General features: G+C 35.7%; 11 protein-coding genes and 1 pseudogene. 8 read left to right on the forward strand and 4 right to left on the reverse strand.

What is annotated here, in order from left to right:
• Positions 1 to 345: 345 nt before the first annotated feature.
• Positions 346 to 1,050 (reverse strand): TetR/AcrR family transcriptional regulator, encoded by a 705-nt coding sequence (locus F596_RS0109235; protein ID WP_008448472.1) that lies wholly within the window; start codon positions 1,048 to 1,050, stop codon positions 346 to 348.
• Positions 1,051 to 2,283, reverse strand: coding sequence for an aminotransferase class I/II-fold pyridoxal phosphate-dependent enzyme (locus F596_RS0109240; protein ID WP_008448476.1), 1,233 nt, complete (start codon positions 2,281 to 2,283; stop codon positions 1,051 to 1,053).
• Between the two features lie 198 nt (positions 2,284 to 2,481).
• On the opposite strand from F596_RS0109240, the gene F596_RS0109245 reads away from it, so the two are divergent.
• The 8 genes from F596_RS0109245 (at position 2,482) to F596_RS0109280 (ending at position 12,487) form a co-directional block, all read left to right on the forward strand.
• Entirely contained in the window at positions 2,482 to 5,097 is a 2,616-nt protein-coding gene (locus tag F596_RS0109245) for a TonB-dependent receptor (RefSeq protein WP_008448443.1), read from the forward strand.
• 56 nt (positions 5,098 to 5,153) lie between these two features.
• A complete protein-coding gene (locus F596_RS0109250) occupies positions 5,154 to 5,408 on the forward strand; it encodes a TIGR04149 family rSAM-modified RiPP (RefSeq protein ID WP_019036733.1) in 255 nt (84 codons plus the stop codon).
• A gap of 68 nt (positions 5,409 to 5,476) precedes the next feature.
• Positions 5,477 to 6,316: a GLPGLI family protein gene (locus F596_RS0109255; RefSeq protein ID WP_008448438.1), complete on the forward strand. Its 840-nt coding sequence runs from the start codon at positions 5,477 to 5,479 to the stop codon at positions 6,314 to 6,316.
• A 1-nt stretch (position 6,317) separates the two neighbouring features.
• Positions 6,318 to 7,568 carry a radical SAM peptide maturase gene (locus F596_RS0109260; protein ID WP_008448457.1) on the forward strand — a complete coding sequence of 417 codons (1,251 nt, stop codon included), beginning with the start codon at positions 6,318 to 6,320 and terminating at the stop codon, positions 7,566 to 7,568.
• A complete protein-coding gene (locus F596_RS0109265) occupies positions 7,565 to 8,782 on the forward strand; it encodes a hypothetical protein (RefSeq protein WP_008448464.1) in 1,218 nt (405 codons plus the stop codon). Before F596_RS0109260 ends, F596_RS0109265 begins: the two co-directional genes overlap by 4 nt.
• A 41-nt stretch (positions 8,783 to 8,823) precedes the next feature.
• On the forward strand, positions 8,824 to 9,831 hold the full coding sequence (locus tag F596_RS0109270) for a TolB-like 6-bladed beta-propeller domain-containing protein (RefSeq protein ID WP_248621427.1): 1,008 nt from the start codon (positions 8,824 to 8,826) through the stop codon (positions 9,829 to 9,831).
• 3 nt (positions 9,832 to 9,834) lie between these two features.
• Positions 9,835 to 12,012, forward strand: a complete 2,178-nt coding sequence (locus F596_RS0109275) for a peptidase domain-containing ABC transporter (protein WP_008448450.1) — start codon at positions 9,835 to 9,837, stop codon at positions 12,010 to 12,012.
• Position 12,013: 1 nt separating this feature from the next.
• Entirely contained in the window at positions 12,014 to 12,487 is a 474-nt protein-coding gene (locus F596_RS0109280; RefSeq protein WP_008448466.1) for a hypothetical protein, read from the forward strand.
• 77 nt (positions 12,488 to 12,564) lie between these two features.
• Here F596_RS0109280 and mobC read toward each other — a convergent pair whose 3' ends face one another.
• Positions 12,565 to 14,568, reverse strand: coding sequence for a conjugal transfer protein MobC (gene mobC / locus F596_RS0109285; RefSeq protein WP_019036735.1), 2,004 nt, complete (start codon positions 14,566 to 14,568; stop codon positions 12,565 to 12,567).
• Between the two features lie 68 nt (positions 14,569 to 14,636).
• Positions 14,637 to 15,461: pseudogene (locus F596_RS0109290) on the reverse strand (relaxase); the annotation flags it as partial.

Genomic DNA, 15,461 nt, shown 5'->3' on the forward strand with positions numbered 1-15,461 from the left:
ATTTTGTCAGCGTGCCAGCAAAATGGGTGAGAACGGGAAGGCAGCACGTTCTGAACCTGTATACAAATAAAACCTACTACTTTGAGGTCTTCATTGAATAAACATCACTTCTTTGTGGTTTTAATATTCCCCATTGGTTTGGGTGGGGGATTTTATGCTTAGAAAAGACCCAAGAAACACCAAAGCACCTCACATCAACATATAGAGTCCCCAAAAGACACCTCAACATATAAAATTTTCTCACAAGAAAAAATACTGCGGAATTAAGGGAATATAGTTTCTATAATAAGAAAATTCCCCAATTATCACGCTGGATAAGTGGGGAATCTCTTTGAACTGTATCGTTTAATCCAAACACTTTTTTATGATTTCATCACTGATGCCATTTTCTTTCATTCTTTCAGCAACTATTTTTTTATAATTATTAACTTCATGGTAGTGGAATATCATGTGTCCAAGTTCCTCTAAGGCATTTTCTATACGTTTTCTACCTTGTTCCGTATTCAAGTCTATGTCTGAGAATTTGGAACGCTCTCTGTGAAGGTTAAGGTAATAAATGCCACCGATTATCAGGGATGATATGGCGGATATATCTATACCAGTGTCCTTGAATTTCTCTTCATAGATATTGACAAGAGGTAAAGTGTGCATTTCTCTGAGCATGGCCGTACGGACTGTGGTCTCATTTCCTTCAGCAATCTCCCAGCGTAACAGTTCCAACATCACTGATTTATCTTGAAGTGCTTTCTGTACATCCTTGAAAATACTGATATAGCCCAATTCTGAATCTGTAGGAAATTGAACACCAGTGAGCACATCCTTAAACCAATAGTCATACCTCTTAACGAATTCATCATAAAATTTGCTAAGATTGTCATATCTGTTATAGAACACAAGCGGCTCTATTCTGGCTTTCTTGATAAGCTCTGTCACCAGCATTGATGCAAAGCCTTTTTTCTTAATCAGACTTTCTGCTGCCTTGATAATGTCTGCCTGTATATCGACGTTTGTCCTTCTGTATCTTTTGGGTTTATTTTCTTCTTCTGCCATCTAAAAAGGAATTGATTTTCTGATTTCCAAAAGAGCAGTCACTAATTGCTCTAACTGTTCTATCTCGTGAGAAGCCAATACACTAACTCTAAGCCGTGCTTCTTTGGTTCTTACCGCAGGATATGTGATACCGCTTACAAAGATACATCTTTTTTGTAATTCACGTGCTATTTCATATACTTTTCTATTGTCCCTGACCATGATAGGGAATATGGCAGATACAGAGCAGCCTATATCAAAGCCTTCCTCTGTCAGTCGTTTGCGCAGATAATTGACATTGGTCCACAATTTCTTGCGAATTTCAGGACGTGTCTGTATAAGTTCCAGTGCCTTCAGTGAAGATGCTGTAACCTGTGGAGTCATTGCTGCGGAAAAGACATTACTGTCAGCATAATATCTCAGATACTGAATCAGTTTTTCTGACGCGGCAACAAAACCACCGACACATCCGAAAGACTTACTGAAAGTTCCTGTAATAATATCTACTTGTCCCAAGCAATTATAATAGTCGGCTGTTCCTCTGCCGTTTTCTCCCATAACACCAATGCCGTGAGCATCATCCATCATAAGAAGACAATTGTGTTTCTTGCAGACTGCAATATACTCTGGAAGTTTTGATAAATCTCCATTTTGAGAATAGACACCATCAATGATGACTAATCGAGTTTGATATTTTCCTATTTCTCGCTCAAGGATCATGTCAAGATAGTCAATCTCATTGTGTCCTATATGTTTTACATTGGTTCCAATTAAACCACTCGTGGCACTGGTATGGATGTAGGAATCAATATAGGCTATGTCATTTTTTCCCAATATAGCACGAAGCAGACCTGCGTTGGCACCAAAACCTGATGAGAATAGAATGGCATCTTCCTGTCCTACAAACTTTGCTATACCTTCCTCCAATTGCTTATGAATATCCAAATAACCCCCAATAGCTTGGGCGGCACTTGCCCCCGTGCCATATTTTAAAACGGCATTTATGCCAGCCTCTTTAGTTTCTGGTCTTTGCGACATACCAAGGTAATCATTGGAAATGTATGCGGAAACCTCACCGTCATAGCCCTCAATTTGCATCTTGGCTCCAACTCCTGTTCTTGCCATGACCCAATAACTTTTGCAGCCGAACTGCTCCATTTGGTCAATGTAACTTTGGAAATTTTGGCTACGCTCGATAACATTCTCGTTTGGAGTAATCTCGAAATCCTTTAATGAAATAATATTTTTATTCATATAAACAATGTATATATAGTAAATAATGCCACAAATATAGCGAAAACACTAAGAAAATACAAATTTTGAAAAAAAAAAAACTGCTTTTACTTGTTTTATACAATATGTATTTGTATATTTGCAGCATGATAGTTAAAAGAATATCATCAATCAGATAAATTTTGAGTTATGAAATATATCCCCTTTAAAGATAATATTATGAAGTTTACAACATTATATATACTGCTGTTTCTTCTCTGCTCATGTTTTGAAGTACAAGGACAAACAAAGACTACTTTAATAACAGGAGTAGTTAAAACGGAATCAGGTGAATTCGTGCCACATTCCACTATTTTTTTCTCCAAAGTCAAACAAAAAAATCGCATTCTTGCTTCTGGACAATCTAACTCAAAAGGCGAATTTCAAATTGCACTATCTGTACCAGATGATAGTATAGCATTGCATGTTACACATATTAACATTGAACCTGTAACAATTTCGTGCAAGAATACATCGCAAAAAATAGATGTGATTGTTCAAGAACGTGTTACTCAACTGGAAGATGTTGTAGTAAAGTCTCCGAAAATATATGCAAATGGAGACACTATCAATTATCGTGTTGCTGCATTCCAACATGCAAATGATTTGTCAATTGGACAAGTTCTTCAACGGCTACCTGGCATAACTGTTTCTAATATCGGTCAAATCTCTTATAAAGGAATGCCTATCAAGAACTTCTATATAGAGGGATTGGATTTGATGAAAGGTAGATATGGAATTGCAACCAACAATATAGACCCTAATAGCATTAGTACAGTACAAGTGCTAGAAAATCACCAAGATATTAAGGCACTGAAAGACTTAAAACCTGAAGAACGAGCTTCCATCAACTTAAAACTCAAAAGTGGGGTAAAAGGAATTTTCAACCTAATCGCTACGTTAGGTGCAGGATTGGATAAAAAAGCACTATGGAACAATGAGTTGATCGCAACTTATTTTAAGCGCAACAGCCAACTGCTGGCCACCTATAAGGGGAATAATACTGGAAATGATTTGGGAATGGAATTAAGGTCATTTGACGAAGGTGGCACAAAGTATAAAACAGCAACTTTAACAGAAATGACAATGCCCGGTACTCCCGTTATTGGAAAACGTTATTATTATTTTAATCTATCACATACGGCTACTTTTAATCAAGTAATTCGAATTGGTTCAAATGGCGAATTGGGATTGAATGTTGCTTTTTTGAAAGATAAAGATAAGAGAAATCTTCAGTCAACTTCAACCGCCTATTTACCCACTGGAGAACGAAACATTGTAAATGAGAGTATTAATGGATTATTGAACAAACGTATTGGTTATGGTACAGCAACTTACATGCTTAACAATAGTAATTACTATATAAAAGAACAGTTAAAAACAGAATTGATTTCAACACATGGTTATAGCAATGCTATAATAGGAAATCAAGTTAATCAACAGAGTAAAATGAATAACTGTTTGTTACAAAACACACTTCACTTTACCTATCGTACAAGTAATAATCACGGGATAGATTTTTTCTCGAAAGTGAACTATGAGAAAAGACCACATCAGTTGTCCGTTTCATCGAATTTATTTCCAGAGATATTGTCTGATGATAACATGTTCCAGCATGTTAACCGCTCGAATATTTCTACCGAAAACAAAATAGATTTATTATCAGCTTTAGTTTTGGGACGTTTGACAGTCCACCCATTCACCCTATTTAAATTTTCCGCTGACAAATTAAGCAGTTCACTGCAGCAATATCAAAACGATATTTCATTAAATACAACAAACATTGGCATTGGATTTACTGCAAATTATAAATTGGGAAAAACCTATTTTAATTTTTTACTGTCAGGAGTTTATCGTTTATATAGTTTAAGAGATCATCTAGTTGGTCTGTTGTCTAGTAAACAAAAAATGGTGGCAGAACCAAGTCTTTCTATTAAGTATAGAATCAATGGTTTTCATGAACTGATGTTCGGAGTTGGTTGTGGTTATTCCAATCCTTCTATTGAGACACTTTATGGAAATTATATTTTGACTAATTATCGACAGCTCTCAATTTATGAAAGCAATGAACTATTTCATGCACAAATTAATAGAACAAACATTACATATAACTACAAGAATATTATTTCTATGTGGTTTGCAGGAGTTGATTTGATATGGGCCAACTATCATCCGGAAGTATTGTATGGAACAAACTATGATGGTGTGGCAGAAAAAATAATAAGTAGGCCGACAGATGAAGTATCAAACTCATATTCTGTCATTTTGCGAAGCAGTAAGGGATTCGACTGGAAAAAAACAAAAATAAGTGTTGATGCGAAATATACACATTTTGAAAGTCCGTTGCTTCTACAAGAACAGATTTTGAGATATTTCGGAAACTCTTATTCCACGAATCTCTCTTTTAATAGTAGTCCATTTAATTGGATGTCGGCAACTTATTCAGGCGGACTTTACATTTCCAAGTCAAAAATGCAGTTTGGACAGTCTACACCAACCATTAAAACCTTAAAAAGTAATTTTACTATGGATTTTTATCTGCCCGAAGGTATAAATCTCAGGATGAAAGCCGTTCACTACTACAACAATATGAACAATAAAGATAAATCTTTCTTTCTTGGCACTGTAGATATAAATTACTCCATAAAACGTTGGTATTTTTCATTAGCATTAGACAACATCTTCAACCGTAAAGTGTATGTAAACTCAACATCGTCTGATTTGCGTGAAAATACGACAGTCTACTACATTCGTCCACGCATTTTCTTGTTTCGTGTAAGATATAGATTATTGTAAAGATACACTTCGGTGTACATGTTTCATAAATTATTAACATTCTAAATTCTTAAACAATGGATTTGACAAAATTCCAAGATCTAGCACAAAGTGCTATGAACGAGAGAGAGATGAAATCTCTTTCTGGTGGCAATGTCTGTGGATGCGCATGCAGAAGCAATTCTACGATGGACAATGGTTCTGCAAATCACGCAGGCAATCTCAACTCGAAGGGGGCAAGTATGTCGGAAATGACATACTTTTTAGACGAGGTTGTAGTAACTCCTTCCCATGCAGTTGCAGCAGAGCCTGATTTTGAGATTTGTGATTAATAAACAAATTATCATCTCTTTGGGTTCGGCAACCCTTATGGATTGCCGAACCCTTAACAAAAAGTAAAATGAAAAAAGTATTGTTATTAATAATAATTTGCCTTATATCCAAGTTTGTCTATGCACAGTTTCCACCTGCGCCACAAATATTGGATAAGAAACTTTGTGTAGATACTGCATATATAGAACTCCTATATTCATTTAAATTTAAGAATCTTGCAGGACAAAAAGATTTTACTGAGGACATAAGAAAAATACAGATTGGGAATCATATTGTAAAGGACTTTAGTCAAATTGTATTCCATTATGACTCACTTGCAACAGAGCGTACTAAAAAAGGTCTGCAAACACAAAATATTCCCACACAAACATATCCTTGTGAATTATATAGTGATGTGGAAAATCATTTGCGAAAAGAGAAATACCGCCTGATGTTAAATGCAGGTGTACTTTGCTATGATTCTCAATGGATAACACCCGAATGGCAGTTTATACCCGATGATACAATACGTTTATCTAACTATTTGTGTAATAAAGCACAAATTAATTATGCAGGAAGAAACTACACTGCATGGTATGCATTGGATTACCCTATTTCCTATGGACCATTCAAATTTTGGGGTCTGCCGGGGTTAATTATAAAAATTGAAGAGGAGAGTGGCTTGTTCATTTGGGAGTTATATAAGATGAATAAGGTTCATTCGCCTATTTATAAATATAAATACGACAAGGAGCAAAATTGTACAGAAAGGTCAGCAAAACGCACAATTGATAAGATGATGTCTTCACCGATGTCATTTTTACAGTCCGTTGGAACAAAAATGATGGTAAGGCGCAGTGATGGGAGTTTTGGTGCTCCATCACAAAATAACCAACAGGAAGTATATCAACCCATAGAATTAAAATAAAATGGTAGAGTTGTCAGCAGACAATATTTTAGAGTATTTGGCGAATACACCGCAAATTACCTTTGAAATAACGGAACGGTGTAATTTGTCATGCATATATTGTGGATATGGAAAACTATATGCCAATAGAGGCGAAAGAAAAAATAGAGATCTTCCAATAGCTAAGGCTATACGTTTTTTGGAATATCTTAAGAATTTATGGGTCTTGGGAAATGATACTCAAGGCGATAGCTATATCACTATCAGTTTTTATGGAGGAGAACCGTTGCTTAACATCGAATTCATAAAGCGGATAATTGCTTACATAGAAAGCAATCTTTGTGGGTATAAGAAAAAATTTATCTACTCAATGACAACTAATGCAATATTATTGTCTAAATACATAGATTATTTAGTTGAAAAGGGATTTAAATTGTTGATTAGTCTTGATGGGGATGACAAAGGTTCTTCTTTACGCATATTTCACAATGGAACGCCTGCTTTTAATAAGATAATTTCGGAAATTGATTATGTTGCACATAAATATCCTAAATATTTCGACACAAACGTGGAATTTAATTCTGTTTTGAGCACAAAAACCACAGTTGAAGAAATTATTGACTTCATTGAGCAACGGTATGGAAAGAAACCTACTATTTCCGAAATTAATCCCGAAGGTGTCAATCCTAAAGAAAAATATCTTTTTGAGTCTATTCATCGAAAGAAATGGTCAGGTACAGCTATAACTAAAGTTCAGAACAAGAATTCTTATGATTTTCTTACCCATCCGTATTTTGAACGAGCTGCAAGATACATATTAATGCACTCACCATATGTTTACATGGATTATAATGAACTCTTGTTTAATAATCAAAATCGTAGAAAAGAGTTGCCTACTGGTACATGCTTTCCTTTTGTTAAGAAAGTTTTTATAACCGTTTCTGGGCAAATTATGCCATGCGAAAGAATAAGTTATACCTATGCCTTAGGAACTGTTTATGAAAATGCTGTTTCGATAGATTTTAAAGCAATAGCAGAAAGGTACAATAAATATTATAACAGAGTTAGACCTGTATGTCAAAAATGTGCCAACAACGAAGGGTGCTTAAGTTGCATGTTCTCAAACGGCCAACTTGAGTCACCACACTCTATGTGTTCCTATTTTATGTCCTCTAAAGATGCTAAGAATATGAAGAATGAAATTGGACAATTTCTGCATAACTATCCCGAAGCTTATTCATACATTATGAACAATTATGAAGTGATTATATGATTTATACATTGAAAAATTTCAAATGGGTTGCTATGTCAACAAACGTGTATGTTGATATAATAAAAGATAATAAGATTCTTTTGTATCATACAAAGAGTGGTGCGTACAAGATCTCTTCTAATAGTAGTTTTATTGAGGTTGTTAAGAATTTCTACTCCCCTGAAAATCTTGGAGTTATTGAATCTAATCAATTGTATTCTAAGTGTTCTGTTGATGTTGAATGGGCATTAAAAAACAAAGTGTTTATTCCTATAAATACTATACAAAAACCGATAGTATTATTACCAATCTTGAACCTTCAGAAAGATATTAGTAAAATTGGCGAAGGTAGTATTGACGACCGATTAGCAATAATAGGTTCAAAGCAAAATTTTATTTCAGGAATATACATTCGTATATCCAAAATAAATAATATATGTGATACGAAATGTTCAAAATTTCGAGTGGCAGCCTCAAAACAATATCCATGTCCAACTTATAGTCAGCGCATAGATAGAATATCTCCAGAGATTCTATCGCATATTCTTAATTCCTTAAAATATACTTGTGTATCAGTTGTCGATATAGTCTGTAGCTCTGACTATTTTTCAGTATATAGTAAAGAAGATTTTCTTTATATCCTATCAAAATATAATTATAAATATAGAATCCATTTCTTTATTGATGACTTTGGTTTTGCTTTATCCTTATTGAAATTGATTCAATCAATAAAAATAGAACTTGTTGCCTATGTTGACAAATTCTCAACAGAAGTCAAGCCGGAAGTTAAACATTTATTAAATCGAATACTGTATTTGAATTATGGAGAAGATGCAAACAAAGACAATGCCAATATCTTACCTGTATACATTGGAGATAGTAATAAGGAAGCTAACAATATACGGATAAGACGAGAAAAGGAAGAAGGTGTCTTTGAACAGAAAGTGTGTTTTAATGATGTTTTTAGAAATCAAAAACTTAATTCTCATTTCTTCGGGATTGTTGATGTTGACTCCCAATGCAACATACGTGCTTATGGGTCTCAACATATAATTGGTAATGTAACATCTGCTGATTTTTCATGGACGGACATTGTTGTAAATGAACTCAAGCAGAATCATTCTTGGAGATTAACCAGAGATATGACAAACTGCAAAGATTGCCCATTACGGTACATTTGCCCTCCCATTTCTTATTATGAAATTTTATCAAATAATACTCAAATATGTGGTTAATCTATAAAAAGATACGATTATACAGTTTTGTATTTATCGTTATGCTGTTTTGTACAAAGGCAAGTGGGAAAGTGACAACAGTTTCTCAAACAATTACGTGGTCATTACTCAAGGTAGATTCTCTTCTTCATATAAAAAACATTCAAGAGATAAAACTCTTGCATAATGAATTGTATATAACCTACGAATTCCCTGGAGGATATGGCGATCAGTTATTAAAAAGTTATAGTATAAACTGGGATACTCAAACGATCCGCTTTACAAAAGAGTATTACAAGCGTAAAAATGGTACGCATGTGTTTAGTGTTCCAATAACATTTTGGGATGAAAATGGAAATATGTTTGTAACAGAGCGTGATAATCCTTATATCTACGAGATAAAAAAAGACACTGTACGTAGAAACGGTAAAGCAATAATCTCCTCTAAATCAGAGTGCCCATACGAGTTGGTGCTTGAAGTAAAATACCCTTTCATCCTATCTAACGATAAATATATTTTCATTGGACGACAAAAAAAGAATGGTCACCAAGCTATTTTTAGTTCAACCACCCAAGGAAATAAGCAGAAAATAGAAGAACTTAGTAAAATTATATATGACAAAAGATATCCATCATGGTTTGTAAATCATGGTATGTTCACCTATTGTCCATCAGAACAAAAGGGTGCGTTTGCATACCAGCTATTTCCTGCTATAGAATTCTTTAATTTCAGCAATGGCACTACCAATCTATTCAAGAAAGGTTTGAATACTTTTAATCCTAAGACTATTAGTGAAGGCGATATCTGGGAATCAAACCCTATTCATTTTAAATATATTACTTCCAATGAAAAATATGTATATTGTCTTTATTGGGGACTTAGTACACAACGTGCATTGCAAAAATACAAGCAGCATACATTTCGAGCAGAAATCATAATTTTAAATTGGGATGGTGAAATATACAAGACCTTAAGAACCTCTCGTAAGATAACAGCGATAGCTGTTAGTGAGGATGGAGAACACCTCATTGGATTTGATGGTAAGAACTTCCTAATTGCTACAATTTAAATAATGCTTAGATTTCCAAATTGCACTCAATATGATAGCATGGACTGTGGTCCTTCATGTCTACGTATGATAGCATTATATTACGGAAAAGATATATCTTTAGTATATCTTCGGGAACTTTGTTGCTTCACCAATCGTGGTGTTTCGATTTTAGGTATAGACAGAGCCGCTAAGTTAATCGGTTTTGATACCATATGTGCTAAAATAAAATTCGATCAGATTGACACATCTGTTCCATTGCCATGCATACTACATTGGAATAATGAACATTATGTTGTACTATATAAAGTAAAGAAAATACTTGGAAGAAAGTATTATTTTGTATCGGATCCCATAGGTTCCCGTTTTAAATATTCAGAAAAAGAGTTTGTGAATTGTTGGCTGAACAAAGATGATCTTGGCGTGGTTATCTGCATGAAACCAAATCCAAAATTCTTTGAATCCAACAGCGGAGATCAATCTCGAGGAATTCGTTGGTTTTTTCAATATACTAAGCCATATTATGGTGCAATATTTCAAGTCTTAGTGGGACTTTTTTTCGGCTCACTTCTCCTACTGATTTTTCCGTTTTTCACACAAGCTCTTGTTGACTATGGAATAGGGAATAGAAATCTTGGATTTATTTGGACTGTTTTGATTGCACAAATACTTTTAATTCTTGGCAATTCTGTAATAGGATTCATTAGGAACTGGGTTTTACTTCACATTGGCATGAGGATTAATATAACGATCATTTCTGATTTTATCATCAAACTCACGAAACTTCCTATGAGTTTTTTTGATTCAAAAATGATTGGTGACGTTCTCCAAAGAATTGGTGATAATTCAAGAATCAAAGAGTTCGTTACTGAAACAAGTCTTTCGATATTATTTTCTCTTCTAAATATTATTATACTAAGTGTCATTGTGTTAATTTATAACTTCTGGATATTTCTTATTTTTACTATTGGCAGTCTGTTACATATTGGATGGATATTATTATTTATGAATAAACGTGCGATACTTGACAAGAAAATGTTTGCACAGACTTCTTCCAGCCAAAGCAATATCATTCAGTTGGTTATGGGGATGCAAGAGATTAAGTTATGTGGATGCGAGAATCAAAAAAGATGGGAATGGGAAGATGTTCAAGCAAAAATATATTCAATTGCAGTCCGTGGTTTATCATTGTTACAATATCAACAATCGGGAGCAATTTTACTTCTGCAATTAAAGAATGCATTGATTACGGCACTGATAGCTTCTCTAACAATAAAAGGACAAATGACATTAGGAATGATGATGTCAATACAGTATATAATCGGGCAACTTAACAGCCCAATAGAGCAATTAATTCAATTTGTACGAAAATATCAAGATGCGAAACTCAGTCTAGAAAGAATTAATGATGTTTATGAAATAGAAGAAGAAGTCCATAATACTTCAAGATTAATAACGAATATTCCGAATGACTCCGTTACAATACATAATGTGTATTTTCGATATGACAAACTTTCAACAAAGTACACTATAGAAGATATTTCTTTACAAATTCCCAAAGGAAGAACGACTGCTATCGTTGGTTTAAGTGGAAGTGGAAAAACGACATTATTAAAATTGTTATTAGGATTTTACACTCCAGAAAAAGGTGATATCTTCATTGGTAATCAGAGTTTAAGTAAATATGATATAAGAGAATGGAGAAAAAACTGTGGTGTTGTAATGCAAGAAGGTTATATTTTTTCAGACACAATTGCAGCAAACATTGCACCAGGCGTTAATTGTATAAATCAAGAAAGATTAATTGAATGTGCCCATACTGCAAATATATTGGGATATGTGAAAGCATTACCTATGGGATTCAATACGATTATCGGAGGAGATGGTTTGGGCCTTAGTATGGGACAGAAGCAACGAATATTAATCGCTCGTGCACTATACAAAAACCCTAATTATATATTAATGGACGAAGCTACAAATTCGTTGGATGCGACTAATGAATCAGAAATTATGGAAAGAATGAGAAGTTTCTTACATGGTAAAACTGCACTAATTATAGCACATAGATTAAGTACCATACAAAACGCTGATAACATTATTGTAATGGAAAATGGTAGAATAATAGAACAAGGCAAACATTCCGTTCTTATTTCGAAACAAGGCAAATACTATGACTTAATTCGTAACCAATTAAGTTTGTAAAATGAGTAAAAAAAACATCAGCGACAAGAAGAGTACCAAACTTGAAGCTCTTTTAAGTGAACCATTTAACCCTCTTATAAGATGGGGATTGTCTATTGTGATAGTATTTCTATCCTTTACAATGTTTTTATATTTGTCCAAAACAACAGTTACCAAATATGTTATACATCCATATAAATGTTACGAAACCCAGCAGAATAATTTAAGAACAATAACGGTATATACCCAACAGCAGTTACCCCAATGGGTGAGCAAACAAAAAAAAGTTGCCGTGTGTAGTATCGACTATAGCCAACCTCTAAAAGGAGACATTGTTTCAATTTTAAAATATCATAATAAATTTATTATTATATTAAGAATAGAGGATGGGCAAAACATTATTGCAGATAGTTACTATTTGGTTTTTTCAAAAGAGCAATCTTATTTAAGTATAATATTTGCAACTTTAAAGGCATCTAATATAATTCCTAAATAATTTTGTAAATATTTAACAAGTTGAAGTTTTATATCATACGCAAGAAGGATACCCTATTCTTTAATAAGATGAACTAATTATACCTTTATCAGATGGGCAAGATTAGGATCTGTTTTGATGCGGATTGTTTCAGAGTCCACAAGGGATAGCACGTCTTGCTTAACATGCCTATAGTTGGCTTCGATGGTCTCTTGGAGATTGTCGGAGTCGGTTTCGTTTTTGAAGTCTGCAATGATGGGGATAGGCTCGTAATCCTTGGTTTCGGCAGATACCTTGGCAACATTCACGACAATTTCTGCATGAAAAATCTTTTGGTCAATACGCTCATCGAAGTTGTCGGATACAGCACCTACAAACATACCTTGTGTGAGGTTTGAAATTTTACTTGCAGGGATGAGACTATCCATTTGTGTGGAGATAGATGTCGATTTGTCGTTCCGGTTGATGGTCATCGACTGCCGTTGTTGAAGTACTTTACCGAAACGCTCTGATAACGTCTTAGCTGTTTCGCCTACTACTTGCCCACTAAACACATTCCCCACTGTGTTCTGTATCACCTTGCTTTCCTTATCCCCATAGTCGCGGGTAAGCTGAGAAAAATCTTGAAAGCCCAAACAAACTGCCACTTTATTGCTTCGAGCTGTAGCTATTAGGTTATCCAATCCACGAAAGTAGATAGTCGGCAACTCGTCGATAATCACTGATGATTTGAGTTGCTTCTTCTTGTTGATGAGCTTCACAATACGGCTGTTGTAAAGTCCGAGTGCCGCCGAATAGATGTTCTGGCGGTCAGGATTGTTACCTACAACAAGCACCTTCGGCTCATTGGGATTGTTAATATCAAGTGAAAAATCATCACCCGTCATCACCCAATAAAGGGCAGGGCTTATCATACGAGATAGCGGTATCTTGGCACTGGCTATCTGTCCCTGCAACTGATCCTGTGCTCCACCTTCCCAAGCGTCCATAAAGGGAGAAAGATAGTTGGCAAGTTCATCGTAGGAAGTGAGTATCGGAAATATCTGTGCGTAGGGACGGTTCAGGAACTCTATTGCATGGGGAAAGGTACAATACTTTCCATTCTCATATATCTTCAGAAACCAGATAATTGCAGCCAGCAAGATAATCGGAGACTCCACGAAGAAATCTCCCTGCTTTTGTATCCACGAGCGGTTTAGGTTAAGCATAATGGTATAGGCACTCTCGTAGGCATCTGATATATCCGTCATAAAGGCAGGATTGATGGGATTGCAACGGTGGCTTCTGCGTGGATCGTCAAAGTTGATAACATAGAACTGGGGTTTTACCTTATAGGCTTCCAAATGATGAAGCAGGTGATTGTAGGCTATTTCGGAAAGGTCGGGAAACTTATAGTCGTAGATGTACATGGCAAAGCCTTTCTCTATCTGCTGCTTGATGTAATTGTTCACGATAGCGTAAGACTTACCCGACCCCGGTGTACCGAGCACCATCGAGGCACGAAAGGGATTGACCACGTTAATCCAGCCCTTGTTCCACTTCTTCTTATAGTAGAAGCGTGTAGGAAGGTTTACCGAGTATTCATTTTCCATCAATCGGGTTTCCTGCATAAAACTCTCATTCTCTGTATTAAACACATCGTCCATCAGGTTGTTTTTGAGTAGTCGGCTCATCCATACACCTCCCATTAACAGGCAGATATAGCCAATGGAGAGCGTGAAGATATAGAGCGAAGCTGCACCAACCTTACCAATGGGCAATACTAGTAGCCACCAATTGAGAAAGAAAAAGACAAAGCCTGAGAAAAGCACCGTCCAAATCTTTGGCCATGTGATTTTCTCTTCTTTCACGCCTTTCGTCCCTAAACAGGATAGTGCAAGAAATATCACACAAAAGAGTTTTGTCCAAAGAATGGACGAGAACAATCCCGTGGTGCGCTGGAAATTCATCAGAATTTTATCAATGATGCCAAGTGTAAAACCCCAGACATGAAATGCCTCGTAGCAGAACCAATAACAGTTAACGAGGAGAAATATCACTGATATACCTCTCATAAAGTCCATGACTTTACCCAATGCCCTTAAATCATCTTCCTGTGCCATAATCGTATTGTTTTTGGGAAGCCTCCCCCAACCCCTCCTAAGGAGGGGAGATAGAAATGCTCGTTTGTTTAATGTTTTCTTCGTCTAAGTTTTATCTTACTTTGTCTGCGGAGCTTTCGTTGCCATGCTGCTTCTTTCCAATCATCGTTGCCCGAAGAAGAGAAAGATTCTCCCACCATATCGTCAATAAGTTCATCGACAAGATTGTCGCTTTCCTGCTCATCCGACTGTATTGTCTGCATCTGTTGCTGTAAGGTGGTATCAATTTTACCATAAAGCGATTCATCCAAGAATGGATTTTTCTCTGAGTTAGAGAAGTACTCGTTAAACTTATTGGCGGCATATCCTTTACCCAATCGAGAACCATTGAGCGCAATGCCTTTTTCATCATCAATGAATGTAATACCATAGATGCGCCCACCCTCATTCTTGCGGATTATAACACGCAAGCCTTGTTCCTCCAATCTTTGTCGAAGTCTTTCCTCCGTTTGGGGAGAAGTACGCATTACTTCTAATACCTTTCTTCTGACAGTTGGGATTAATGGCTTAACTATCTGCTTCGATTTCAGCATATTGTTCTGAACGGCAGTATAGCCCATACCTCTGCCAATGTCCGAGGCGTGAATGGGCGTGCTCACCTTATTTCCTTTGTCATCGGTAGGTACATAAACCAGTCCATCATACTGTTTACCCCTATACTCGGTCTTTACCTCTTCTACGGCGAGATTATATCGGGAGAGTATGGCGTTTAGCTCACCCAAGGAGCAGAATGAATAATGCTTCATAGCAGAACGAACAGTGTTTGCCACCTGTTCCTTGATATTCCCTTGCATAACATCGACTTTTGGCGTTTCTGTTGTCGGCTTCTCACTGACCTTTGAACTTGGAATGAG

The organism is Prevotella amnii DSM 23384 = JCM 14753 (assembly GCF_000378745.1).
GTDB classification, from domain to species: Bacteria; Bacteroidota; Bacteroidia; order Bacteroidales; family Bacteroidaceae; genus Prevotella; species Prevotella amnii.